Origin of the sequence: Companilactobacillus keshanensis (assembly GCF_003946205.1) — a bacterium.
GTDB classification, from domain to species: domain Bacteria; phylum Bacillota; class Bacilli; order Lactobacillales; family Lactobacillaceae; genus Companilactobacillus; species Companilactobacillus keshanensis.
The window spans coordinates 104,160-129,509 of the sequence record NZ_RHOS01000001.1; the positions used below are offsets into that span (position 1 = coordinate 104,160).

The 25,350-nt window shown below is 35.7% G+C and carries 24 protein-coding genes; 9 read left to right on the forward strand and 15 right to left on the reverse strand.

The annotated features are described in order from the left end of the window. Window positions 1-9 precede the first annotated feature (9 nt). From EKM64_RS00530 to EKM64_RS00545, 4 genes are all read right to left on the reverse strand, one after another. Window positions 10-1,296 (reverse strand): FAD-binding oxidoreductase, encoded by a 1,287-nt coding sequence (locus tag EKM64_RS00530; RefSeq protein ID WP_125674491.1) that lies wholly within the window; start codon window positions 1,294-1,296, stop codon window positions 10-12. Further along, on the reverse strand, window positions 1,274-2,074 hold the full coding sequence (locus tag EKM64_RS00535) for an FAD:protein FMN transferase (RefSeq protein WP_125674493.1): 801 nt from the start codon (window positions 2,072-2,074) through the stop codon (window positions 1,274-1,276). The genes EKM64_RS00530 and EKM64_RS00535 overlap by 23 nt, the downstream gene beginning before the upstream one ends. Window positions 2,075-2,087: 13 nt before the next feature. Further along, on the reverse strand, window positions 2,088-2,549 hold the full coding sequence (locus EKM64_RS00540; protein WP_225420914.1) for an FMN-binding protein: 462 nt from the start codon (window positions 2,547-2,549) through the stop codon (window positions 2,088-2,090). Window positions 2,550-2,653: 104 nt separating this feature from the next. Continuing rightward, on the reverse strand, window positions 2,654-3,955 hold the full coding sequence (locus tag EKM64_RS00545; RefSeq protein WP_125674497.1) for a nucleobase:cation symporter-2 family protein: 1,302 nt from the start codon (window positions 3,953-3,955) through the stop codon (window positions 2,654-2,656). Between the two features lie 149 nt (window positions 3,956-4,104). Here EKM64_RS00545 and EKM64_RS00550 point away from each other — a divergent pair, with 149 nt between their 5' ends. From EKM64_RS00550 to EKM64_RS00580, 7 genes are all read left to right on the forward strand, one after another. After that, entirely contained in the window at window positions 4,105-5,541 is a 1,437-nt protein-coding gene (locus EKM64_RS00550; protein ID WP_125674499.1) for a C69 family dipeptidase, read from the forward strand. A gap of 144 nt (window positions 5,542-5,685) precedes the next feature. After that, complete coding sequence (locus EKM64_RS00555) at window positions 5,686-6,609, forward strand: DMT family transporter (protein ID WP_125674501.1); 924 nt, start codon at window positions 5,686-5,688, stop codon at window positions 6,607-6,609. Window positions 6,610-6,629: 20 nt separating this feature from the next. After that, window positions 6,630-7,631, forward strand: coding sequence for a D-2-hydroxyacid dehydrogenase (locus EKM64_RS00560; RefSeq protein WP_125674503.1), 1,002 nt, complete (start codon window positions 6,630-6,632; stop codon window positions 7,629-7,631). A 535-nt stretch (window positions 7,632-8,166) separates the two neighbouring features. Continuing rightward, window positions 8,167-9,174 carry a D-2-hydroxyacid dehydrogenase gene (locus EKM64_RS00565; RefSeq protein WP_125674505.1) on the forward strand — a complete coding sequence of 336 codons (1,008 nt, stop codon included), beginning with the start codon at window positions 8,167-8,169 and terminating at the stop codon, window positions 9,172-9,174. Between the two features lie 368 nt (window positions 9,175-9,542). After that, the gene (locus tag EKM64_RS00570; RefSeq protein ID WP_125674507.1) at window positions 9,543-10,670 is read left to right on the forward strand and encodes a 5-methyltetrahydropteroyltriglutamate--homocysteine S-methyltransferase; all 1,128 of its coding nucleotides are present in this window, start codon (window positions 9,543-9,545) and stop codon (window positions 10,668-10,670) included. 10 nt (window positions 10,671-10,680) lie between these two features. Continuing rightward, window positions 10,681-11,805, forward strand: coding sequence for a 5-methyltetrahydropteroyltriglutamate--homocysteine S-methyltransferase (locus tag EKM64_RS00575; protein ID WP_125674509.1), 1,125 nt, complete (start codon window positions 10,681-10,683; stop codon window positions 11,803-11,805). A 238-nt stretch (window positions 11,806-12,043) separates the two neighbouring features. Beyond that, the gene (locus EKM64_RS00580) at window positions 12,044-12,430 is read left to right on the forward strand and encodes a YxeA family protein (protein ID WP_125674511.1); all 387 of its coding nucleotides are present in this window, start codon (window positions 12,044-12,046) and stop codon (window positions 12,428-12,430) included. Window positions 12,431-12,453: 23 nt separating this feature from the next. On the opposite strand, the gene fabV is transcribed toward EKM64_RS00580, so the two are convergent. Continuing rightward, window positions 12,454-13,659: an enoyl-ACP reductase FabV gene (gene fabV, locus EKM64_RS00585; protein ID WP_125674513.1), complete on the reverse strand. Its 1,206-nt coding sequence runs from the start codon at window positions 13,657-13,659 to the stop codon at window positions 12,454-12,456. Window positions 13,660-13,750: 91 nt separating this feature from the next. Here fabV and EKM64_RS00590 point away from each other — a divergent pair, with 91 nt between their 5' ends. Beyond that, on the forward strand, window positions 13,751-14,215 hold the full coding sequence (locus tag EKM64_RS00590; RefSeq protein WP_125674515.1) for a YbaK/EbsC family protein: 465 nt from the start codon (window positions 13,751-13,753) through the stop codon (window positions 14,213-14,215). Window positions 14,216-14,347: 132 nt separating this feature from the next. Here EKM64_RS00590 and EKM64_RS00595 read toward each other — a convergent pair whose 3' ends face one another. The 4 genes from EKM64_RS00595 to EKM64_RS00605 all read right to left on the reverse strand — a co-directional run bounded on the left by EKM64_RS00595 (window position 14,348) and on the right by EKM64_RS00605 (window position 18,015). After that, a complete protein-coding gene (locus EKM64_RS00595) occupies window positions 14,348-14,674 on the reverse strand; it encodes an SLAP domain-containing protein (protein ID WP_164505258.1) in 327 nt (108 codons plus the stop codon). Next, window positions 14,649-16,157 (reverse strand): BspA family leucine-rich repeat surface protein, encoded by a 1,509-nt coding sequence (locus EKM64_RS00600; protein WP_125674519.1) that lies wholly within the window; start codon window positions 16,155-16,157, stop codon window positions 14,649-14,651. The genes EKM64_RS00595 and EKM64_RS00600 overlap by 26 nt, the downstream gene beginning before the upstream one ends. A 186-nt stretch (window positions 16,158-16,343) precedes the next feature. Further along, on the reverse strand, window positions 16,344-16,478 hold the full coding sequence (locus EKM64_RS11610; protein ID WP_263852824.1) for a hypothetical protein: 135 nt from the start codon (window positions 16,476-16,478) through the stop codon (window positions 16,344-16,346). A 139-nt stretch (window positions 16,479-16,617) separates the two neighbouring features. After that, complete coding sequence (locus tag EKM64_RS00605; protein ID WP_125674521.1) at window positions 16,618-18,015, reverse strand: DHA2 family efflux MFS transporter permease subunit; 1,398 nt, start codon at window positions 18,013-18,015, stop codon at window positions 16,618-16,620. Between the two features lie 320 nt (window positions 18,016-18,335). Between EKM64_RS00605 and EKM64_RS00610 the strand changes: the two genes are divergently transcribed. Continuing rightward, the gene (locus tag EKM64_RS00610) at window positions 18,336-19,487 is read left to right on the forward strand and encodes an MrcB family domain-containing protein (protein ID WP_164505259.1); all 1,152 of its coding nucleotides are present in this window, start codon (window positions 18,336-18,338) and stop codon (window positions 19,485-19,487) included. A gap of 36 nt (window positions 19,488-19,523) precedes the next feature. Here the strand turns inward: EKM64_RS00610 and EKM64_RS00615 are convergent, their stop codons facing one another. From EKM64_RS00615 to EKM64_RS00640, 6 genes are all read right to left on the reverse strand, one after another. Then, the gene (locus EKM64_RS00615) at window positions 19,524-21,260 is read right to left on the reverse strand and encodes a DNA/RNA helicase domain-containing protein (protein WP_125674525.1); all 1,737 of its coding nucleotides are present in this window, start codon (window positions 21,258-21,260) and stop codon (window positions 19,524-19,526) included. Window positions 21,261-21,270: 10 nt separating this feature from the next. Then, complete coding sequence (locus EKM64_RS00620) at window positions 21,271-21,588, reverse strand: MazG-like family protein (protein ID WP_125674527.1); 318 nt, start codon at window positions 21,586-21,588, stop codon at window positions 21,271-21,273. 75 nt (window positions 21,589-21,663) lie between these two features. Then, window positions 21,664-22,530, reverse strand: a complete 867-nt coding sequence (gene aroE / locus EKM64_RS00625) for a shikimate dehydrogenase (RefSeq protein WP_125674530.1) — start codon at window positions 22,528-22,530, stop codon at window positions 21,664-21,666. Window positions 22,531-22,557: 27 nt separating this feature from the next. Next, the gene (locus EKM64_RS00630; protein ID WP_125674532.1) at window positions 22,558-23,433 is read right to left on the reverse strand and encodes a shikimate dehydrogenase; all 876 of its coding nucleotides are present in this window, start codon (window positions 23,431-23,433) and stop codon (window positions 22,558-22,560) included. A 78-nt stretch (window positions 23,434-23,511) separates the two neighbouring features. Further along, the gene (locus tag EKM64_RS00635) at window positions 23,512-24,351 is read right to left on the reverse strand and encodes an SDR family NAD(P)-dependent oxidoreductase (RefSeq protein WP_125674534.1); all 840 of its coding nucleotides are present in this window, start codon (window positions 24,349-24,351) and stop codon (window positions 23,512-23,514) included. Window positions 24,352-24,373: 22 nt separating this feature from the next. Further along, complete coding sequence (locus EKM64_RS00640; protein ID WP_125674536.1) at window positions 24,374-25,225, reverse strand: sugar phosphate isomerase/epimerase family protein; 852 nt, start codon at window positions 25,223-25,225, stop codon at window positions 24,374-24,376. Window positions 25,226-25,350 lie beyond the last annotated feature (125 nt).

The window sequence follows — 25,350 nt, forward strand, 5'->3', positions numbered from 1 at the left end:
CTTAAAATTTTACCAACTAAATTCTTCGAAATATATTTGACCACTTTTGGCACCTTGAGCTTTTAAGAACCTCACCCAATGATGCATCATTTTACTTGGACCTCCAATCAGAAAGACAGTATTATTTTGCCAATTTCTGGGTAATTTTTGTTGAAGTTGTTTATCTTTAAAGCGACCCACCTGGATCACATAATCTAAACCAGATTTTTGCCACTGAGCAAATTTATCCTGATATATCAGGTCTTTTTGATTATGAACACTGTACATCAACATGATGCTTCTACTTAGATTACCCTCAATAGTGGAAATCAACGGTGTCACTCCAATACCGCCCGCTAAAACAACAATATTAGCGTCACTTGGTTGTTCCTTTAGGAATTGTTCATACCTACCGAATCCACCATCAATTAAAGCAACAGTACCTGGTTCTATTTTTGATAATCTCTTAGTAAAATCACCATCACCACGAATTGCTAAAACTATTCTTCTTGTCTTATCTGGAACATTCACTATAGAAAAAGGATGCATTTCTTTTAGCCCATTGATATCTGGGAAAGATAAAAAAATATAGTCTCCTGCTAATAATTTTATTTTGGAACTTCTAGGTAACTCTAACGTCAATTCTTGAATATTTTCACTTATTTTGCGATTCTGTATTACATCCGTTCTATCGTACGTCAGTGGCTGAATAAATTTGCTAAATAAATAACTGCCTAAGACAAATAATGATGCAACATCAAACCATATCATAAAAGGCCTTATTGCTGTAATGTAACTGATCAGTTGAACGTGAATAAATACTAATATGGTTGCGACTATATTTAAACGATGGATCCAAATCGATAACTCATGTCTAAATATTCTCTCTAAAATAATTTTTATCTTTTTCAAAATTGTTACCCGGTTTGTCAGCCATCCTGCCATAAAGATCATCGAATAGATCATCAGGCCAAGAAATAAATCAAAGGCCCAATCACCAGTTGTTTTTATCCATCCACTAGATGAAGTACCTTCTTTGTGAAGATAGGCCAATATAATTGCAGCAATACTGAGGATCCCATGAACCATATACATTTCCGGTAATCCGATCAATCGATCTAACCATTTAGGCTTGGTACTTAAATAAATGGCGACAAGCATCCAAACATAAGCAATAGTTCCATAATAAATTGCTCGAAATTCACTCTTATAGATAATAGGAAGTCCATTTGATAATGTCTGTAAAAACGGCAAAGGAACTAAAAAAATTGCTACTAACCAGAATAAGCCTAAACTAAAACGATGTTTTTTGAGCATGTTTTAAGACCCCATTTCGAAAATGAATTTGACCCTCTTCTTGATCAAATAAAACTCCTGTTAATCTTGAATTCCAAATCATTTTTGAAAATTGTTCTGTCCCGGCTGAGATCCCAGCGGTAGCCCAAACATCGGCATCCACCAAACTAGAACTAATAACCGTCACTTGCTGGATATTGCTCGAATTATTTTGAACGATATGTTGACCACGTTTATTCATTCCTGAAGTTGCTACAGCACCATTTTTTAAATAAAAACTTGTGGCAATATTTTGTAGATCGTTTGGATCTTCAATACCAATACCCCAGCGAAAATCGACATTCTTTTTAGTAGCAAACTTCATATCACCGCCACCATTGAGTGAAACACCATCAATATCAGGATCATCTAATAATTCACGTAGATTGGACTCAAACGATTTTTCAATCACCCAGCCTTTAACTATGCCAGTTGGATCGTATTTATCTTCAAAATGTGCCGAGAAATAATTATCGGTCATTTCTTCAGCTAGTTTAGATTGGACGAATACAGATTGAAATGAATCATACTTTAGCAATGGATCAAGATCGCCATTTTGAAACTTAACTAATAATGAATCCGATCGAAATGGTGAAAATTCCTTATCCACTTGATTCAATTCTCGTTTTATAGTGTAAGTAACTTGTTCTAAAATACCTTGAATCACATCATCATTAGTCCTTGTAGCTAATTTGATCGTAAACGGTATATTCATCGAATTTATTACTTGATTTGGAAAATAATATTTAGTTTCCGTCATATAATATGCTCCTTTATTCAGCTTGATTTAAGGCGTTTTGCAAGGAGCCAGTGAATCCTTTATAAGTCTCTGTGGCTCCAGAGATTTGTTGAATACTGGCACTCTGAGCTTTAATTGCCTCTGATTTATATGTTGGTAAAGATTGTTCATTTATCTGAACCGATTTATTTTCTGAGTCTGGATGTTTTAATACGTTTATTTTTGTTAATTTCCCACCGGATATTGTGATCTGGATCTGAACATCACCCCAACGAGTGCTTGTCGATGAACCAGTGTATGTACCATCCTTGTATTGCCCAGTAGATTTTTGCTTTACTGTTGCTGTTTTTTTAGTAGTTGTTTTAGTTTTTACTTCCGTAGATTGAGTATCTTTAAAAAATACAATGTATCCATCAATTGCCATTGCGACCGCAACTCCAAAAGATAGGCTTACACCAATTATTTTTCGAATCATCATCTCACCTTCGATTCTCATTTTTTATGAGTATATGGTTAAAATATGATAATTCTATGATTAAAGTACTAAAAAAGTGTATAAAAAAACAGTGTCTGCTTTCGCAAACACTGCTATGGATATTTTTAACTATGAAATTTCTTTTCTCCTTGAGGATTCAATAAAATATTAAGTAAAATTGCGGCAAAACTTCCTACGACTAAACCATTATTTAAAATCGTTTGTAAACTTGATGGCAAGATATGTAACAAGGTTGGTTGAACGGTCACACCTAATCCTAAACCAATGGCCACGGCCATGATCAACAGATTATTATTATCCATTCTAACCTTAGTTAACATCTTAATACCTTCAGCACCAACGGTACCGAACATGATCAACATAGCTCCACCTAAAACTGATGTTGGGATCAAGGTAGCGATTGCTCCAACTTTAGGGATCAATCCTAACAATATTAGTAGAAAAGCTGAGAAGTAAACTGGTTTATTCTTCTTAATACCTGATAATTGAACGATGGCAACGTTTTGAGAAAATGTTGAATATGGGAAGGTATTAAAAATTCCACCTAGAATAGCAGCGATACCTTCAGAAGCATACCCATGTTGTAGATCCTTCTCATTTAATTCACGCTTAGTGATCTCGGCCAGTGCATAATAAACACCAGTTGATTCGATCATACATGTCAAAGCAGCGAGGATCATGATCAAAATTGATGACCATTCAAATTTTGGAGCTGAAAAATAAAATGGAATTGGAATTTGGAACCAATGTGCGTCATGAACACTTGATAGTCCCATTGTTCCCATAAAAGCAGCCATAACCGAACCAACAACGATCCCGATCAAAACAGATATTTGTTTAATGAAGCCTTTTCCTAAAATATTTATCAAAACAATTATCAAAGCAGTCGTAAATCCTAAGATCAAATCTGTAGCCCCACCAAATCCTTTAGCAGTAGCATCGCCACCACCAATATTTTGGAAGGCAACTGGGATCAAAGTAAATCCGATCAACGTTATCAATGAACCAGTTACAACTGGGGGAAAGAAACGTTTTAGTTTAGCAAAGAATTTCGATATAACAAGAATGAAGATACCGGCGGCAATAATACCACCATACATATAAGCAATACCATAATGATGTCCAATGTTTTGTAACGGCGTTACATACTCAACCGCAGAACCTAGAACGACCGGCAATCCGATACCAGTCATAGGCGTACGTTTAATTTGAAGTAATGTCGCTACCCCACACATAAAAATATCAACGGAAATTAAATAAGTCATTTCCTTAGCAGAGAAATTTAGAGCCGCACCAATTAAAATCGGTATTAAAATATCCCCTGAATACATTGCTAAAAGATGTTGAAACCCTAATAGAAGATTCTTCAAAAATGAATCTTCAGAATCATGCACTTTTAAGTCCATATCTTCCCTCCTATAATTACACAAATTATAGCATTTTTTCAGAAAATATATAACATGGCCTTGATAAATAAGAGTTATTTTCTTCATTGATTTTGACCTTTTTGTGATAGAATGTTCTATCGTATGCAAAAGAGGAGGACTTATATAATATGAAGAAGAATCATTTGGATGACGCATGTACAACAATTTTAGTTGGTAAAAATGCCAGTTTGGATGGATCAACAATGATCGCCAGAAACGATGATACTTTTCTTCCAGTTTCACCACACAACTTCGTTTTAAACCCAGCTGTTAAGGGAGAAAAAAATCGTACTGTTAAGTCATGGCTTAATAAATTTGAAGCACCTATCCCTGAAAATGGATATTCATGGCCCGGTGTTCCTAATGTTGATTACAAAACTGAAGGCTTTTATGACGAAAGTGGTATTAACGGCGTTAACGTTGCTATGTCTGCCACAGAGAGTACTTATGGTAACGAACGTGCATTGTCATGTGATCCACTAGTTAAAGACGGTATGGATGAAGATGTTATCGTCAGAATGGTTTTACCATTCGTAGATTCAGCTATTGATGCTATTAAACGTACCGGTGACTTGATCAAAGAATACGGTTCACCAGCGGGAAATTCAGTTTTATTCAGTGATAAAGACGACGTTTGGTATATGGAAATCGTTACTGGACATCACTGGGTAGCTCAAAGAATCCCTGACGACAGTTATGCCGTCGCTGCCAACCGTGTCTCAATTCAACAAGTAGACTTTAATGACACTAAACAATTTATGTGGTCAGAAGGAATCCAAGAATTTGTCGAAAAGAATCATTTGAATACCGACAAAACTGGCTGGAATTTCCGTCACATTTTTGGTACTGATAATGTTAAAGACCGTCACTACAACACGCCACGTGTTTGGTTTGGTCAAAGATATTTCAATCCAGAAATCGAACAAGATCCAGAAGATGGTGAATTACCATTCATCATGAAAACAGAACACAAGATTTCTGTTGAAGATATCGAATACGTTTTAGGATCACATTATAATGAAACAAAGTTTGATCCATTTAGCCCTGACGCTGCAAATGACGATAGATATCGCTACCGTCCAATTGGTTTGAATCGTACTCAAAACTCACACGTTCTTCAAATCAGAAATGATGTACCTGAAGAAGTTGCCGCTATTATGTGGTTATGTGTTGGTTTTCCTTCATTCTCACCATATATTCCCTTCTATACAAATATGAACGATACTGCTAAGAGTTACCAAGATACATCAATGACCTTTGAATTTAACAATTCATACTGGATGTATAAGGGACTTTCAGCCTTAGTTGAATCTCATTACAAACATTTTGTTGAAGATGATACTGACTACTTAACTGAATTGAATGAAAAATTCCGCGCAAGTATCATTGAAACTGACAAATTGTCAAAAGAACATTCTGGAACAGAATTAACACAATTCTTAACCGACAGAAATCAAAAACTTGTTGCTGAAACCGAAGACAAGACAAAGAAGCTTTACGGTGAGCTATTCACTAAAGCTATCAATATGTCTAAATTAACTTTCAACATGGATAAAAACTTATAGCATAAGTACACGTTTCGGAGAAATCCGAAACGTGTTTTTTTATTTTTGGGACAATCAAATCTATAATTGGCTTAATCAAAAAAATAATGAACCATTTCTGTGGTTGCATGTATAATATTGGTTATGAGTTTTTAGGAGGAAATTATGGAAGAAAGTAAGTTGCTTGCCAAGAAGACCCTGAGAAAGGGATTTCTTCTTGCTTTCACTGCATCTATGGTTTGGGGGGTGTCCGGTGCTGTTCAACAGATCGTCGCAAAAGATGCCAATATCCCTGCCATGTGGTTTGTCGGTACCAGAACTACCATTGCCGGGGTAATTTTATTAATTATTTCGCTATTCGTTCTACCAAAAAAAGAGTTCTTCTCGATCTTTAAATCGTGGAAAGATACTTTGACTTTGATAGCCTTTTCCGCCTTTGGATTGTTTGCCAATATGTATACATTTTTCTATGCAATTCAAACTGGTAACTCTTCAACTGCTACGATTTTACAGTATTTATCGCCGTTATTCGTTATGGTTGGGGCAGTCTTATTTACACACAAAAAAGTTCTAAGAATTGATGTTATTTCATTTACGCTAGCCTTATTAGGTGTTTTCTTATTAATTACCAGAGGAGACTTTGGACACCTCTCAATTCCCTTTGTATCAGTGCTTTGGGGAATTGGTAGTGGTATTACAGCTGCACTTTATATCGTTATACCGCAACGCCTAATTGCTAGACATAATGGTCTACTCGTTACTGGCTGGGGGATGCTTGTCGCAGGACTCATTTCGAACTGCTTTACGCCGATCTGGATTAATCCCCCTCACCTGTCAACTAAGAGTATACTAGGTGTAGGTGCTGTTATTCTGCTTAGTAATGTTATTGCATTCTTGTTAATGGTTTTCAGTACTAAATATACTACAGCCGCCACAATAAGTATCACCGATGCGGTGCAACCGTTCACCACCTTAGTATTGAGTGTCATATTCCTTGCATATAGCGTCAATTTTGTCGAAATTATCGGTTCAATAATTGTTGTCTTCGCTATTTACATTCTAAACAGGTACGATACCAACACAAACTGATAAGGAGGTCACACCAAGTTATGAAAATTTTTGCTTATGGAATTCGTGATGACGAAAAGCCATCAATGGAAAAATGGGAGAAAGAAAATTCGGATGTAGAGGTCGATTATACTGATCAATTGTTGACACCAGAAACAGCTAAATTAGCTGATGGTGCCAACGGTGTAGTTACTCTTCAAACAACACCTTACGAGAGAGGTGCTCTGGAGGTTCTAAAGGAACAAGGTATCCAATCTATTTCTATTCGCAATGTTGGTGTTGATAATTTTAGTTTCAAAGATTTAAATGAATTAGGATTCAAGTTAACTAACGTACCAGTTTATTCACCAAATGCTATCGCTGAACATACAATTTTGTTAATGGGACGTTTGCTTCGCCGTGTTCCTGAAGTTGATGTTAAATTCGATAATGGTGACTTTACTTGGGCGCCAACGATTGGTAAAGAATACCGTGAACAAACGGTCGGTGTTATCGGTACTGGTCATATCGGACGTGTCGTTATAAAAATCTTGCAAGGATTCGGTGCTAAGGTCATCGCCTATGATGTCTATCACAATCCTGATATTGAAAAACAAGGACTTTACGTAGATTCCCTTGAGGATATCTACAAACAATCTGATGTCATCACCTTGCACGTACCATTATTCGACAGCAATAAACATATGATCAATGAATCAGCTATCGAACAAATGAAAGACGGCGTCTTCATCGTCAACTGTGCACGTGGTGAATTGATTGATACTCAAGCTTTGATAAAAGGTTTGGATGATAAAAAAATTGCCGGTGCTGGACTTGATGTATTAGACAATGAAAATAGAGTCTTCGGTAAAGAATGGGGCAGTATTGATAACTTGCCAAGTTCAGATATCAAGAATTTAGCACAACGCTTAAATGTTATCATCACACCTCACAATGCCTTCTATACTGAAACTGCTGTCCACAATATGATCAAGATCTCCTTTGATTCTAATAAGGCCTTGATTGAAGGACAAACACCAGATACCTTAATTAATACAAAATAATAATCAATGGTAGTTTTATGACAATAAGTTGTCATGAGACTACTTTTTTTGTACTTTTTGTACCTACGAGTTTGCGTAATTCCACCTATTATGCGATCGGTCCCAACCAAGGTCTGGGATCTCGATTTTGAGCCTTGCTTTCGCAAATTTCAGAATCGTCGGTGAAGTATGAACGGTTCCACCGTTCGACTACACTTGCAAAACTGGTTCCATTACTCAAACTCTTCAGCCATTATCGTGGAATCGAGCCGGAGAGCGAGAGGGAATTGGCCAGCAGTACAAATTATGTTAGGACGACGCAGTCGTTCTTACATAACGGACGTATTTTGAGATTTGCGAACCTTGCAAAACTCAAAATCGAGACTTCAGACCGTGGCCTAAGTCGGTCCCATTGCAGGCCAATTCCCTCTCGCTCGTAGGCGGCAAAAAAAATTACCACTTCCCTTTTTTAAAATTTGAGTTACACTAATAATCACTAGCATTTGATTAGAAACAAATTAGAAGACTAATCAAATTCAAAGAAAGAGGGATTTTTATGAAGATATACGTATTTGGTCTCCGTGAAGACGAAATTGAACCTTTAAACCAGTGGAAAGTTGCTAACTCAGATGTTGATGTTGATTATACAACTGAAATATTGACTGAAGAAACAGCTAACCTGGCTAAGGGTGCAGATGGTGTTGTGGCGGTACAAACACAACCCTATAGTCGTCACGCATTAGAGATCATTCATGACCTCGGTATCAATAAGTTCTCAGTTAGAAACGTGGGATTGGATGGATTCAACTTTAAAGATCTGAACGATTTTGGTTTTACTTTAACTTATGTCCCTGTCTATTCTCCAAATGCAATTGCTGAGCACGCCTCTTTCCTAGTCGGTCGCTTACTTCGTCGTGTCCCTGAATTCGATAAAAAATTCCAAAGTGGTAATTTTAAATGGTTCCCTACTATTGGTACCGAAATCAGTGGTAAAACTGTTGGTGTCATTGGAACCGGTCATATTGGTAGTGTCTTTGCTCGTATTATGCGGTTCGGATACGGTGCAAACGTTATTGCCTACGATATTGATCCTAATCCTGCTCTGGAAAATTTAGGTATTTATGTCGATACTCTTGATGAATTACTAGAGAAGTCAGATATTATTTCGATCCATACTCCTCTAGCACCAAAGGATCATCATATGTTGGACGCTGCTGCTATTGCTAAAATGAAAGATGGTGTCTATCTTATCAACTGTGCTCGTGGCGGTTTATTGGATAATAATGCGTTGATCGACGGTCTAGATAGTGGCAAAATTGCCGGTGCTGGTCTTGATGTTCTCGAAAATGAAAATGGTATTTTCCAAAATGAATTTGACAGTGTTGAAGCGGTTGACGATCCAATATTCCAAAACTTAGCGCATCGTGATAATGTCATAATCACACCACATACGGCCTTCTACACTGAACGTGCCGTTCACAATATGATTTTTGATTCCATGAATGATAACAAGGCTATGATTTCTGGTAAAGAACCAAAAAATGCCGTTGATACTCATAAATAGTGTTGACAAGTATTTTATCAAGGTGTAACTTATTCACCAATCAATTAAAACTTATTTAATTTTATTAGACGTTGAAGAGAAGAGTAGACTGAATTAGTAATTTGAATAGTGACCGCTAGATAGTGAAAAGGCGGAACGAAAGTCAGTCGAACATGAGCTCAGAGTCTTACTTAGGTGAAAGCCAAAAGTACGCAAGGATGCGATATCATCCCGGACATGTTAGTGTCGTTGAGGTATTTTGTGTAAGCAAAATATGAATTAGGGTGGTATCACGGGTGATCGTCCCTACATTACAGATAAATTCTGTAAATGTAGGGACGATTTTTTTATTGAATAAATTTTAAAAAATATTTTGGAGGATTTTAAATATGACTATTACAAAACAAAAAATTGGATTTCAACATGTAGGAAGTTTCTTAAGACCGGACGAATTAAAACAGGCCAGAAAAGAATATCAAGTAGGTAAAATTGATCACGAAGCCTTACGAGACGTTGAAGACGTTGCCATCTATAATCTGGTAGAACAACAAAAAGAAGCCGGATTAGATTACGCAACAGATGGTGAATTCCGACGTTCATATTGGCATTTAGATTTCTTCTGGGGTTTTGAGGGTGTCGATCATACACATAACGGCGAAGGCTATGATTTCTCAAAAGGCAGATCACGAGATGATACAGCTGTCCTAACCGATAGAATCAGTTTTGATAAAAACACTCACCCATTCATCGAAGATTTCAAATATCTAAAATCAGTAACTGATGAGATTGGTGGTATATTACCAAAGCAAACTATCCCCGCACCCGCTCAACTCTACCGTGAATTGACTCGTGACAAGAATCAAGAGGCCCTCGACCGCATTTATCCTGATAAAAACGTATTATATACAGACATTGAAAAAGCCTATCACGATGCTCTGATTTCTTTTTACGAAGCTGGTGCTCGTGTAGTTCAATTAGATGATTGTTCTTGGGGTCGCTTACTCGATAGTAAATTTGTCGCTACACCTGAAGGACAAAAACTAGTTAAAGAACGTGTTCAAGATATCTACTTAAAATTAAATAACGGTGCTGTTGAAGATCTGCCCGATGATTTGATTATCAATACTCATGTCTGTCGTGGTAATTTCCATTCCGATTTTTTATTCTCAGGTGGTTATGCTCCCGTTGCCGATAATCTATTCGGTCAAGAAAATATCGATACTTACTTCTTGGAATATGATTCAAAACGTGCTGGAGGTTTTGAACCACTGGCAAAAGTATCTGGTGACAAACGTGTTGTTCTGGGACTAATAACTTCAAAAAAAGGTGAATTAGAGGATCGACAAGTTATCATCGATCGTATCAAAGAAGCTAGTCAATATTTACCATTAAATCAACTATGGTTATCAACTCAATGTGGTTTCGCTTCAACTGAAGAAGGAAATCTCATCACACCAGAACAGCAATGGGAAAAGTTAGCACTCGTAAAATCAATTATTGAAGAAGTTTGGGGCTAGGTGAAAAATTATGACTATTACAAAACAAAAAATTGGATTTCAACATGTAGGAAGTTTTTTGAGACCAGATGTTTTAAAGCAAGCTAGAAAAGATTTTGCCGACAAAAAAATCGATCTGGCTAGTTTAACTACTGTCGAGGATGAAGCCATTAGTGACTTAGTAAACAAAGAGATCGAGGCTGGACTGGACTATGTGACTGATGGTGAATTTCGACGTTCATACTGGCATCTCGATTTTTTCTGGGGATTTGAAGGTATCGATCATATCCATTATGGTGAAGGTTACGAATTTGCCCATGAAGAAACACGTGATGATACGGCCATTTTATCTGGAAAAATCAAATTTAATCCTGAAACTCATCCCTTCTTACAACATTTTGAATATCTAAAATCACTGACAGATGGAACTTCTGCTGAGGCTAAACAGACCATTCCCGCTCCGGCTCAGCTTTATATTGAGCTGATCCGTGGTACTAATGCTGACAAGATCAGAGAATTTTATGATACTGATGAAGAGCTATTTGCCGATATCGAATCGGCCTATCATGATGCCATTCTGGCCCTCTATAACGAGGGAGCTCGTGTGATTCAACTGGATGACTGTTCTTGGGGATTATTCTTAGACGATAAATTTCTGAAAACTCCAGACGGCAAGGCCTATGCTGAATCAGGTATCCAAGATATTCTTTTGCGATTGAATAATGGTGCTATCAAAGATTTACCCAAAGATTTAACGATCAATACACACGTCTGCCGTGGTAATTATCATTCAGACTTTGCTTTTACCGGAGGATACGGACCGGTTGCCGATACGCTATTTGCCAACGAGAATGTTTCAACTTATTTTTTGGAATATGATTCCTCACGTGCTGGAAATTTTGAACCTTTAGCTAAAGTATCTGGAGATAAAAATGTCGTCTTAGGCTTGATCACTTCAAAGGATGGCAAATTGGAAGACCGTAAAGTTATCATTGATCGTATCAAAGAAGCCAGTCAATATTTGCCATTGGATAGACTCTGGTTATCAACTCAATGCGGTTTTGCTTCCACTGAGGAAGGAAATACTCTTTCAGAAAACCAAGAATGGGATAAACTAAAATTGGTTAAGTCAATTATTGATGAAATATGGGGATAAGATGATTGAAACCGCTTCCAAAAAGTGTTATAAAAGAGTTGTAAAGAGTTTATAAATGTTGGAGGTGTTATTATGTGGAACTTTATTGCACATATATTCAACGGAATTGTAGACTATACCATCAACTTTGACTGGTGGGGGCTAAAATAGGGGCTTACAAATCCGTAAGAGTATTGTAAGTAGAACAGATGTCTAAATAATAACAAAAACTTTAGTATATTCTCAGGAGGTAAGACAAATGAGAAATTTACTAAAGTTTTTATTTATATCAGTTATTGTTGCGGGAGGGTTATATCTGGCAGTCTGCATTCATGCCAAAGATAGCACCGATCAATTTTCTCAAGCAATCAATCAATATAATTTTCTAGTTAAACGTGAATCCCGTTACGTAAAAATCGATAACACCAATGCTAAAGATAAGGATGGTTATGGTAATTACTACTATAACCTAGTAAGTTATGATGACAATGGAAACCCGCACAAAATAGAGTTTATGGGGATGGGCAAACTGAAACAGAACCACTACTTAAAGTTGGACACTAAAGGCAGCTATGTTTATACATATAAAGAAGTTTTCGAAAAAAATATTCCTAGTGATGTTTATACTAAACTTAATACTCAATAAAAAAGCCGAAGATTCGGCTTTTTTTATGGTCTCAATTTCGTTAATTCATCTAAATCTATTTCAGATTCTTCAATACCTGGAATATCGAAACCATTTATTTGTAAAAACTCACGTCTAAATTCCGCGTACCCAGTCAAATCAGTCTTAAAATTATCTGGAGTAATTTTTTGCATCAATTTTGAAACACGTTCTTGAATTTCCTTGTCCTGCTCCAAAGAATCCGGGCGTAATCGGCCTTCTTGATCTATTTTTCGAAAATTCCCATAAACCATATCTCGAAATAATCTATCCTTATGTACGATCGGTATCTCATGTGTCCCAGTCGACTCTTCAATCTTGTAAAGAGCGATACAATATAATGGAAAAATTGGGATCACAATCGATGCCTTGGTAGTAACTGCTCTTGAAGCCGATATCAAGGCCTCACCATTGAGATCATTGATATTTTCTTGGATATGTTTTTTAGAAATCTCGGCAGAATCCTTGGCTAGTCCTAGGGTTCCTTCATGATAAAAAGCATAAGTGCTCCTTGGTCCGATATATGAATAAAGAATCGTCTTAAAACCTGAACTCAAAACACCTGCTCTTTTTAATTCATCGATCCATATCTCCCAATCTTCTCCACCCATGACATGTTTAGTGTCATCAATCTCTTTTTTGGTGGCTGGTTCAATGGTTTGTTTGAATAACATTTCTTTTTCTAAATCAATGTTAAAACCAGTGACCTCTTTTTTGACAGGTTTAATGACTGAACGCCAAACGTTATCAGGATCATTGGGATCAGTTCGCTTAGGAGCAGCAACTGAATAAACCAATAAATCGATTTTTCCGCCAAAATTTTGTTTAATGTAGTCGATGACTTGTTGCTTCATATCCTCAGTGAAGGCATCACCAATAAAATTTTTACCAATCAATCCTACAGATTCGGCGGCCTGCCTGAAATAAATATTGTTATACCAACCAGCCGTTCCTAACATTTTTTCATCTCGTGGTGGGCGTTCAAATGACACACCAATCGTGTCAGCTCCTTGACCAAAGGCTGCCGTAATGCGACTAGCCAAACCGTAGCTGGAAGATCCACCAATAATCAAAGCCTTTTTGGCCCCATCATAGTGTCCCTTTTCTTGGACATAAGCAATTTGATTCAGAACATTTTGACGACAGCCGTATGGATTGACTGAACGAGCCAAATTTCCATTCAATTTTTGATTTATTTTTACTTTTATCATACATTACACTTCCTAAAAAAATAAAACATCTATATACACAATAGAACGTTAACATTATGTTTGTAAATAAAGATAGAGAGGCTGATTTCATTTGGAAACTAATATCTATTTAGACAGATTACAAGAACTACATATATCTTATCAGGTTATCAAACACCAGGCAGTTTTTCACATGGAAGATCTGCCAGAGATCAAAGATCAATGTACTTTAGTAAAGAATCTATTTGTTTTAGATAAGAATAATGAGAGATATTATCTAATTTTACAAACGGACACTGATCGTCTTGATTTCAAAAGATTAGCACTACAGCTGAACACTAGTCGTAGTAGTTTAGAATTTGCTGATCCAAAGGTATTACGGACCGTATCTGGAATGGTTAGCCCACTGATACTAGAAGCCGATCTCCCATTACATATATTAATCAATTCCAAATTAATGAATTTGGATAATCTAGGATTTCACGCTGGTAATAATACTGAAACTATCGTTATTTCATATCATAGTTTATTAAACTTGATGAATTCACTGAACTACATGATTGAAATATTAGAGTGAAAAAGGTCTGAGACATAATTATTATTATCGTTAAAAATAAAATTCCACGCCTAATGCAAAGAGATACTGTACTCCGATTTGGATTACAGTATCTCTTTGTCTTAATGACTGTGATTTGTCACACTCTATTTATTATTTATACTCATGTACTTCACTAGCTTTGACAAACCCTTCAGTTGATACACGATAATACATTTCATTGTTAATTGTCGCATAACGGTCAGTCTTCCAATCAGTTGAAGACTCAAGTGCACGATCAGTCAGTTTTCCGGTTGGTTTTATTACTCTGGTATTTTTATCAGGGTTAACACGAACCTTGGATTTATTATAAACATAAATATAGACATCACTAGCTTTAACCCAAGCGTTAGTTGATACTCGATAATATGTTACGCCGTCTAATACCATCTTTTTATCATTCTTCCAATCAGAATTAGGTGCCAGTTGAAGACGTATCACTACCTATATAAATTTGAGAATTTTTTGTATTTACTAGCCCATTATTATCAAACTTAGACAATTTTGCTTGATCTATCTGTTTGGCCGGATCAGTAACTCCAAATGGTACACTGACATCGAATGTTTCACCAAGAGTACCATCACCATATTCCACAATAATTTTAATAGAGTATGGCTCTAGCTTTTTAACAATAACATCAAACTCTTGGCCGCTTTGACCTGTTATTTTATTTTCTGAATTGACCGGAGTTGGAGTTGAATATCCTAAAAGTTTAGGAAAACTAGTTACATTATCGTCAATATAACCAGACTCTTCCTTCTTAGCAATACTTTTACCAGAATCGTCCAGATAGTTAATCGTATATTTACCTGCATCTCTTTCTGCTAAACTCCAGGTCTTCGTGGATGAGACATCGTTAGCAGAATAATAGTCGGCAAGGGATTTCACATTATTTGCATCGTCGCTTCCCCAACCTTTAAACTCATTAGTATCATATTCATCAATTCCTGTACCATCTAACTTAGCATTCGCAGGCAAAGTTATAGAGTTTAACTTCGATATATCCCCATTGACCTGATTATTAAATGAAAACATTGAGTCATAATCAGTGGCACCACTCCAATCAAACGATGAGACATCCAATTGTTCAATATTAGAGTCGCCACTAAACATATTATTAGCGGTTACTAATTTTCCAAAGTCCGAATTATTAAAGGATACATCTTTAAGAGATGAACATCCTTTAAGGAAAAAGCCCATATTTATGCCATCCTTGCCAAATTCTGTACCATTAAAACTGGCTTTAGTTAACTTATCACAGTTAACAAACATAGAACCAGCATTACTAAGCTTAGGCGCTAATACTCCGTCCATTGAAACGCTCTGTAATCCTGAATTTTCAAACATGTATGAAGCATCTTCGACCTGATCTAAATGTCCATCGTTAAGTATCTTCATATCGAAATCTTTTAAATTTGAAGTATCATCAAACATTTTTTTAATGCTTGTAGTTCTAGAAATATCAAATTTTGATCCAGGTTCAACTGAAACTGATTCTAATTTATTAAATTCTTTAAATAAATTGTCCAATTTAGTCCCAGCGGTAACCGTGCCTTCAAAAACTACTGCGGTTACATCGTTTTTTAAATAATTCAAACCATCTTGAGACCAGAAGTCACCTGTAGTGTCATCACCCCAAGTACCCTCCTGAATTCTTAAAACACCTTGGGAATCTATTACCCAAGAACTTCCTTTTTCTCCATCATTCGCACCAATATTTCCATATTGAGTACTGCTTGCAATATCAGATTGACTTACTGACTGATCGATTTGAATATCATTCATTTGTTCAGCACCGGCTGCTTTAACTGTATTTGGCACTCCCACAGCTAAGATACCAGTAAAAAAAATTGCCGGTGCAAATAGAGATATTTTATTTTTTATGTTAGCGCTTACTTTGTATGACAAATGACCTTTTTTCATACTATCATCTCCCCGTCCCTGAATAACTCAAGTATATCTGTAGACACCAAAAAAGGCCACCAGATTTATGACAGAAAATTTTTGAAATTATTTATATTCTTGGATCTTGCCATATTTAACCACGGCATCTAGTTGCTATTCGATAATAAAAAAAGACCATCAAGCAAAGGCTTGATGATCTATTAATTATTTAGCGTCTTTTTCAGCACGGCTCTTCAAAAATTCTTTAACTTCTTGTGTTTTGTTTACGCGTTCAGCACCATTCTTAGCGTTAACGGGACGGCGGTGACCAGTATAACCTTTATGTGTATTTTGTGACATCTAGAATCCCTCCTCCCTTTTTGTATATTTCTAATTCAACCATACCATTATAATGGACGTGGCCTATAATTTCAAGACTTACTTCATACTAGTATATCATATTACATGGATGATATTCTTCAATGAAAACTATAATTTATTAATTTTTAGAATGAACTTTAAAAGCCAATAGGAAACCTAGAATGGCTAAAATTAAAGTAAAAATGAATCCGTAATGAGCACCTTGTGTAAAGGCCAAAGATGTTGAATGTCCGCCATTAGCGAAGAAAGTGTTTTGACCTGTACTCAAAAGGATCGTAGCGATACCGGTAGCGACCGCACCGATCACTTGTTGGAACGTGTTGATAATAGCAGATCCGTCCGCAGATTGATATTCATCAAGTGAGTTCAATCCATAAGTTTGTGATGGCGACATTGCAAGTGGTACACCAATCATCAAGATTATGTGCGCCACAATAATGTAACCCAATGAACTATTTGAATTACTTAATAGGAACATAAATGCTCCAATCGCTGAAACAAAGAAACCTGAACGCGTCATCCATTTAGCACCGATACTGTCATACGCACGACCGGCTATAAATGAAACTACAGCGTTAATGATACCTCCTGGCAACATAACCATACCAGTTAAGGCAACAGCTACTCCCAAACCGTTTTGTAAATACATTGGTAAAATATACATAGCTGATAATGTGATACCAAAGTTTAACATAACTAACACTGACCCAGTAACGAACTCAGGCTTTTTCAAAACAGCAAAATCCAAAGTTGGCGTTTCTGCATTTAATTGTTGTCTTATGTAAATAATTAATAAAATAAGTCCGGCAATTAAAGCAATCAGTGCTATTGATATACTAACGGTCAAGAAACTAATTCCAAAAACGATCAATCCAAAACTGATAGTTGAAAGAAAAATGGCTAACCAATCGACTTTAGGCTTTGTAACTTCAAAGACATTGACTAGATTTCTTTCCATGAAAACTAAACCGATAATTAGAAAAATGATAAATGACCAAAAAATGAATCTCCATGATGAAACACCCAAAATAATACCGGAAATCGTAGGTCCGATAGCAGGCGCAAACATGATAACTAATGCGGCTACACCAAGGGCAGCGCCCAATTTATTAGGTGGAAAAATTCTCATAGCGATCGAGAACATCAGTGGCAAAATAATTCCAGTAGCAATACCTTGAATCATTCTACCGACTAATAATATAGGAAAGTTCATTGCGACAGCCGCAATAATTGATCCTACTATAAAGTCGATCAAACCGAATCTAACCAACCCCCTAGTTGAAAAATGCTTTGTTAATAAACTTGATAGTGGTAAGACGATGGCAATGACTAACATGTAACCTGTGACCAACCATTGAGCCGTACCGGTTTCAATTGAAAAAGCCTTCATGATAGATGGTAAAGCAATGTTTAGTGAAGTTTCACTGAACATCCCCACGAATCCACCAATTAAGACACCCATTAAAGCAAGAAATGGGTGTTCTACTTGTCCACTCATAGTTTGAGTTTTACTCATAAAATACCTCCAAATTTGTTGCAACAGTTGATTAATATACCAGAAAAAATTTGTTTTCGTAAGTTTTTTCTGAAAATAGTTTTGTTTTTGGAGGGGATGGAGTAATGAATGTTTATAATTTATAGTTCTTCACTAGAATATAAGGTTGTTATGTTTTAAATGAAATCATTTATATTACGGAGTCCTATAATAAAAATTGAGATAAATTGTTTATTAAACTACGGTCTATCATTACCAATTTATTCATAAAAATAATATAATTATAGCCATAAAATCTTTATGAATAGAGGTCCCTAAAAATGACTTTACGTTCACTAATCATGGAAGTTTTAGATAATTACCCACGGGAAAAAATGAATCCCCTAAAAAACAATTTCTTTGCTGCACTAATGCAAGATGGACTAAACAACTCTATAGATAATCTTTTTTTGGGCACACGTTATAAAACTAAAGGATCAGCCGGCATAGGACATTGGGCTACAATACCTTGGATAGGTGTATTTGATACAAGCATTACCACTAAAGCCTCTGACGGATTTTACATCGCTTACTTATTTTCGAAAAGTTCTAACATAGCTTACCTTTCTTTAATTCAAAGTTGGACAATGTACAAAAATAAATTTTCTTTAAAAATCGCCAGAAAAAATATAACAAATATAACAAAATATTTGCAAAATACTTTGAATACAGAATCATCATCAATGAATGCTGATACTATTAACTTGATGGATGATGGTTCCAAAATAACTGAGCTTCCTAAAGGATATGAGTTAGGAACAATACTTAATATTAAATATTTCAAGAACTCACTGCCGGATAATTCAACGATGATGAAAGATTTAAACGAAATGATAACAATTTATCGAGAACTTAAAAGTAAATTAGTATCATCTGACAACAGTACTAATGTTGATTTTTTTATTTCAGAATATAATAAGTACAAAAAAATTCAAACAAATGAGGATAGTCGCTTTTCTATTGACGATTCAGTCACTGAAAATCATAACTCAATCGTTAGACAAACAAACTTTGAAGACCTGAATAATAAAAATTCTGAACTAGGATTCATTGGCGAAAAACAGGTTCTAGAAATGGAAAAAGAAAGATTATCATATTACCCTAAACTTCAGGAAAAGGTAGAACAAGTTTCAGTTACCATTGGGGATGGACTGGGTTACGATATTAAATCTTTTAGACCAGATGGAACAGAACTATATATTGAAGTAAAGACCACCGCTTCAGGTAAAAACCAACCATTTAATATAACAACTAATGAAATAGAATTTTCAAAAGATAATGCAGATAATTATAAGTTAACAAGGCTATATGATTTTAAATTCAATGGGTCTGAGTCAATCGAATTTAAAAAATATGAATTGAATGGGTCTTTAGTAAATAATCATAATTTATTACTAAAACCTTCTACCTACAAAGTAAAATTATTGAATAATGATTCAAATATAATCTACTGACTAAAATACACCTATATTCAAAATATAGGTGTGTTTTTATCTAATATTTTTAATCAATTCCTTCTGTAACTCCTCATCAACAGCATATAAGTACAATCCATTAACACCACGAGTAAGCAAAACGTTAAGTTCATTCTGCAATAATTCCTGTGCAACATTGATCTTGGTTCCATCCTCTAAAGTACGATTGCGAATGGCATTATTATTCTTACTATCTTCAGGACAAAATACGACTCTGCCATTTCTAAATTTCACCGATGGTCCGATTATTACTCCTGCATAGTTCAAATCAAACCCTTGAATCGTATAGGTAGACCCAACCTCATCGATTGTTTGTGGCTGTTCTGCCCAAGGAAGACGTTTAATATTTTTGTCAGCAACTGGTAATTGTAAATTCCAAGGTAATTTCCAATCACCAATTTTCACATTCCAATATTGTTCTCCATCAGGGTTACCTTTTTGTTTATACGACCAATCAAATGTAGATAGAACTCTAGAAAGTCCATGTCCATATTTTTTATTTCGATTTTTATTTATAATTTTTTCATGGAGTTCCTTTGGAGAATTCATAACTTCAACATCGTACTCGAGATCTCTAGCTAGAGGCTGTAATATACCGTTATAAACAAAATTATTCAACCAATCGGTTGTTTTTACACTAGCCCTCATTCTAAGCTGTTGAGTTAATTCGACATAATTATTTTTTTTCTTTGCTTCAGCCTCTAAATCTAAAATTTTTTTATTTTCCCAATACTCTTCCGTTTTTAATATTTGTTTCCTATCAAAAACGACAACTATTGTTTTTGCAAATTTTCTTAAATCTTCTAGTTGATTTTTACCTCGATAACTTTGTTTACCCTGAGTCCATAAGAGATGTGCTTCATCAACAACAATAGTATCTGTTTTTTCATCTGGATGTTTTTCGTGTTCTAAAATAAAATGCGTGGGCTTACTAATCATGTCATCACTAGGACTCTTCATCCATTTTAATTTCATTCCTAGCTGACGATAAACTTTAAGTTGCTCTTCATGATTAACTAGCAAATAATCTTTAGGACCATTTATATCCTTACCAGAAAGAATCGTATGGAATAAGTGACTTAATAGTACCGTTTTCCCCGTCCCTGCGGTTCCTTCAATAAAAATTATTTGTCCTAATTCAGGGTTAACACTAGTTTCAAAGATTTTCCTTGAAATAATTCCCATAGCTTTCTCTTGCTCATTAGTTAATCTATGAAATGGAGATATTTTATATAGTGCAGTATCTATAGCAGCAGATGAATCCACAGGAAATAAATATTTATATCTATTATGTAAATTATCCCAAATATCTTTAAATAATTTCATCATATAAAAAGAAGTAAAATACCTATTCTGGGCATTAAATTTTTGATTAAGATTGTATTTAACATTTTCCATTCCATTAAGAGACATAATAAATTGATTTTCAATATCTAAAGTCAACGATTTATTAAAAAAAGGATGTCCTATGATCAACATTTCAGACTTTTCATTATTAGATAAATATTTCCAATTTTCTTCATTATTACTTAAATGTTCCTTAGTTCTACGATTGATATCATCAGTTTCTCCAACATAAGTTGTATATTTACCAGTCTTATCCCTTCTATAAATGATATAAACTGTAGGATATTCAGACAAAAGAATTTGGTCTTTTTTACTATCATGAACTAATTCTGAATTAAGATTTATTAGTCCATCTTTACTATAATTAACTTTCTTTATAATTGGTTCGCTATTAAGTGTATCCACGTTTCGTCACCTATTTCTTAGAAAAATCCCAACTTCTATGTTGATTAACATCATTTTTTTTAATAACTAATTCATTTGGATCAACATTCAATTTATCGCACATATAGTATGCATATGTTAAAACATCAGCAAGTTCCATTTTTAAATTTTCTTTATCTTCATTAGAAAGATCATCATCTTTGGATTTCCAAAGGAATATTTTTTCCACCTCGGAACTTTCTATTCCTAAAGCACGTGAAAGATTAATAAGACTATGATACTCATTCCAATTTTTAGATTCTCTAAACTTAATTAATTTACTGATTGTTTCTTCATATGAATAACTCATTTGCAACCTCCGTAATACTATCAATTTTATTATATCAAAAAAAGCGACCCTCTTTCGAGAATCGCCCACAATCACCTAAAAGAACAATTTCTTAACATCTTCAACGGCCATATCTTCACCGGTATAAAGTTTGAATGCTGCGGCACCTTGCCAAACGAGCATCCCTTGCCCACCGATTACTTTACTGCCTTTAGCCTTTGCATCTTGTAGCATCTTTGTTTCCGTTGGATTGTAAACTGTGTCGGTTACAACCAAATCTTCACGAAAGACGCTTGTGTCAGTAATGTTAGTATCGTCGATATTTGGAGCCATACCTACCTTTGTAGCATTGGCCAAAACATCACTACTATTAATAGAAGCTTTTAGTTCGGTTTCGTCATTAATATCACCAACGGTTACTTTACAATCAGGAACTTTTGCCATTATTTTATCGGCCATTTTCTCAGCATTGGAGAAGAAATCATCTTTGGGATTAAAGATATGAATTTCTTTAGCACCATCCAAGGCTACTTGGACTGCAATGGCCGTTCCAGCACCTCCAGCTCCTAAGATCGTAAATATTTTATCTGCTGGTTCTACACCATTTTGTCTAATATTGGCAACATAGCCAGCGCCATCAGTATTATTACCTGTCAAAACCCCTTCGTCATTTACAATCGTATTGACGGCTCCGATAAGTTCAGCGGCTGGTGATAACTTATCGACCAATTGAGCGGCCACACCTTTACATGGCATCGTTATATTAGCGCCACGCATGTTAAACATTTTCATAATACTGATTGCCTTGGGCATTTCTTCTGCTGTTATATCAAATGCCAAGTATGCATAGTTAATACCTGCATGATCAAAACTAAAATTATACATTGCGGGTGAGCCGGAATGTGATACCGGAGTACCGAATAAACCTAACATTCTGGTTCTGCCATCGATCCATTTTTCCATAATTAACGCACCCTTTCAATCATTAACTTACTTTGCTTGTTCTTTTTCATATGCTTGATATTCGTCAGTTGGCATTTCTTTACCAGTGAACAATTTATATGCTTCAGCACCTTGCCACAACAACATTCCTTTACCAGGGATGGCTTTAGCACCAATTTCTTCAGCATCTTCGATCAATTTAGTCTTTAATGGATTATAAACTGTATCGGCAACGATCAAGTCAGAACGTAACATTGATTTATCAACTAATGATTGACCATCTAATGGCTTCATACCAACGATAGTTGCGTTAACTAGGATGTCTGCATTTTCAATTTCTTCCTTTAGTAATTCCTGATTTGATAATGGATAAACGTCAACGTCTACTTCTGGTGTTTCATCTTCCAGTTTTTCTTTTGTTTCTTCAGCATTACTAAAGAATTCATCGTCCTGATTAAAAATTGAAATTGATTTTGCTCCATCAAGAGCGGCTTGTACTTGAAGAGCGGTTGCGGCACCGCCGGCACCAATAACAACTAATTTTTTACCTTTAATGTCGATACCATTTTCTTTAAGATTACGAACAAATCCAATTCCATCAGTAATATGACCTGTTAATTTTCCATCATCATTAACGATCACGTTGATAGCTCCAATAATTTTAGCGGCTGGTGAAAGATCATCGACAAGTGATGCGGCAACGGTCTTACATGGCATCGTAACGTTTGAACCTCTAACCTTAAATAATTTCAAAGCTTCAATGGCTTCTGGCATTTGTTCTTTCTTAACATCAAAGGCCATATATGCATAATCTAAACCTTGATTTTGAAAGCTGAAATTATACATTGCGGGTGAACCAGAATGTCCGACTGGTGTTCCTAAAAGTGTGAATAAGCCTGTTGTTCCTGAGATATGTTTTTCCATGATTACTAACTCCTCTTTAGTAAAACAGAGACAATCTCTTGTCTCTGTTTTGTTTTTATTTATGTTTGCAGGTTGGTTTTATTTTTTTGCAGGTTGATGATGTTCAACGGCATATCCACGACGGCCACCTGGCTTTGGTGTCATATCACCCATCATAATTCCAAATCCGCCTTCAACTGTTAACTCTCCACCATTGGTGTAATCTGAACGATCACTCGATAGATACATAACTGCGTTAGCAATATCATCGATCGTACCGATTCTACGACTGGCAGTTAGGCGCTTGCGACCTTTTTCAACTTCGGGATCACTGTAGAATCCAGCTGACAAAGGTGTCTTAACAAAACATGGAAGGATACAGTTACTACGCACTCCGTATTGGCCCCATTCAGCGGCAATTTGACGTGACAACATGTTAACTGCAGCTTTAGTTGTACTATATCCAGCACTGTATGTTTCTGGGAAACGTGAAGCAATTGTTGAAATGTGTAACAATGTTCCATGTTTTTGTTCGATCATCACTTTACCAAATCTTTGTGACATTAAGAAGTAACCGGTTACATTAACATTTAATGAAGTCTTCCATTCGTCCAAACGAAGATCTTCTAGTGGAGAAAATCTTAAAATGGCAGCTGTATTAAGCACGACATCGACTTTTCCAAAAGTATCAACAACTTTCTTAACCGCTGCATCAACTTCATCTTCATTAGTAGTGTCACATTTAACCGCTAATGTTGGTACGTTATATTCCTCATGAAGTTTCTTAGCGTAATCATTAACTTTGTCTTCTAATAAATCGACCATTACTACTGATGCGCCTTGTTTTGCATACTCTTCACAGAACTTAGTACCCATACCACCAACAGCACCTGTTACAACACAAACTTTTCCGTCTAATCCTAACCAACTATCACTCATAATATTTCCTCCTACTTTTTAACTAAGCGTTAACTTCTTCTTTTAAAATTTCTGGCCATGCTTCTTCAAGAACTTTAACTGTTCCCTTGTATGTATAATCTGCTGTGTAATCAATTCCTTGTGATAGATAATTATCGGAGATAACTTCAACACCGATAACCTTAGGATCTACACCAGCATCCTTGATCATTTTGACAAATCCGGCTGTATCCATTTCGCCCATTCCTGGAGCTAGACGATCATGCATTGATTCATCACGTAAAATTGATTCTGCGTATGGACGTGTGTATGCGTCGTCAATTTGGATCGAAACAACTTTCTTAGCTTGTTCCTTTGTTAATAGATCGTATGGTTGTCCCGCTCTTACCCAGTGCCACATATCAAGAAGCATCATAACGTTGTCACAATTTGCTTTTTGCATGATCTTCCAAGTCTTGTCCAAGTTTGGTAAACCACTATAAGGCATTGGCTCTAAAGCAATGATCCATTTGCCAGCACGACTTGCTAATTCTTGTAATTTCTTAGCTGAGAAGTCTACTGAATATGATTCCATAAGTCCAGTATTGATATGTTTTACTCCAAACAGTTCACACATGTGGAAACACATTTGTTCCTTGTATTTTTGTTCGTATGATCTTGGTTCCTCACACCATTGAACAATATATTCAACTTCGGTACATTTGATTCCATATTTATCAAGGATAGCTAGGATATCATCATCTGAAAGTCCTTCGTTAACTGCGTCAACATATGTTTCTGCACGAAGTCCAATTCCGTCGTAACCTGCTTCACTAGCTGCCTTTACACGATCTTCGAAACTGCATTTGTCGCCTAATGTCCAAGAACTGATTGTAATGGGATGTGATTTTGTCATGATTGATTCCTCCAAATTGATTTTTATATTCTCTTGTTCGTTCCTTCACGTGAAAAACTTTACAAGTACAATTTAAGCTCTGTCACGTGTTAAGTCCAATTACTATATTTTTATAAACCTATAAC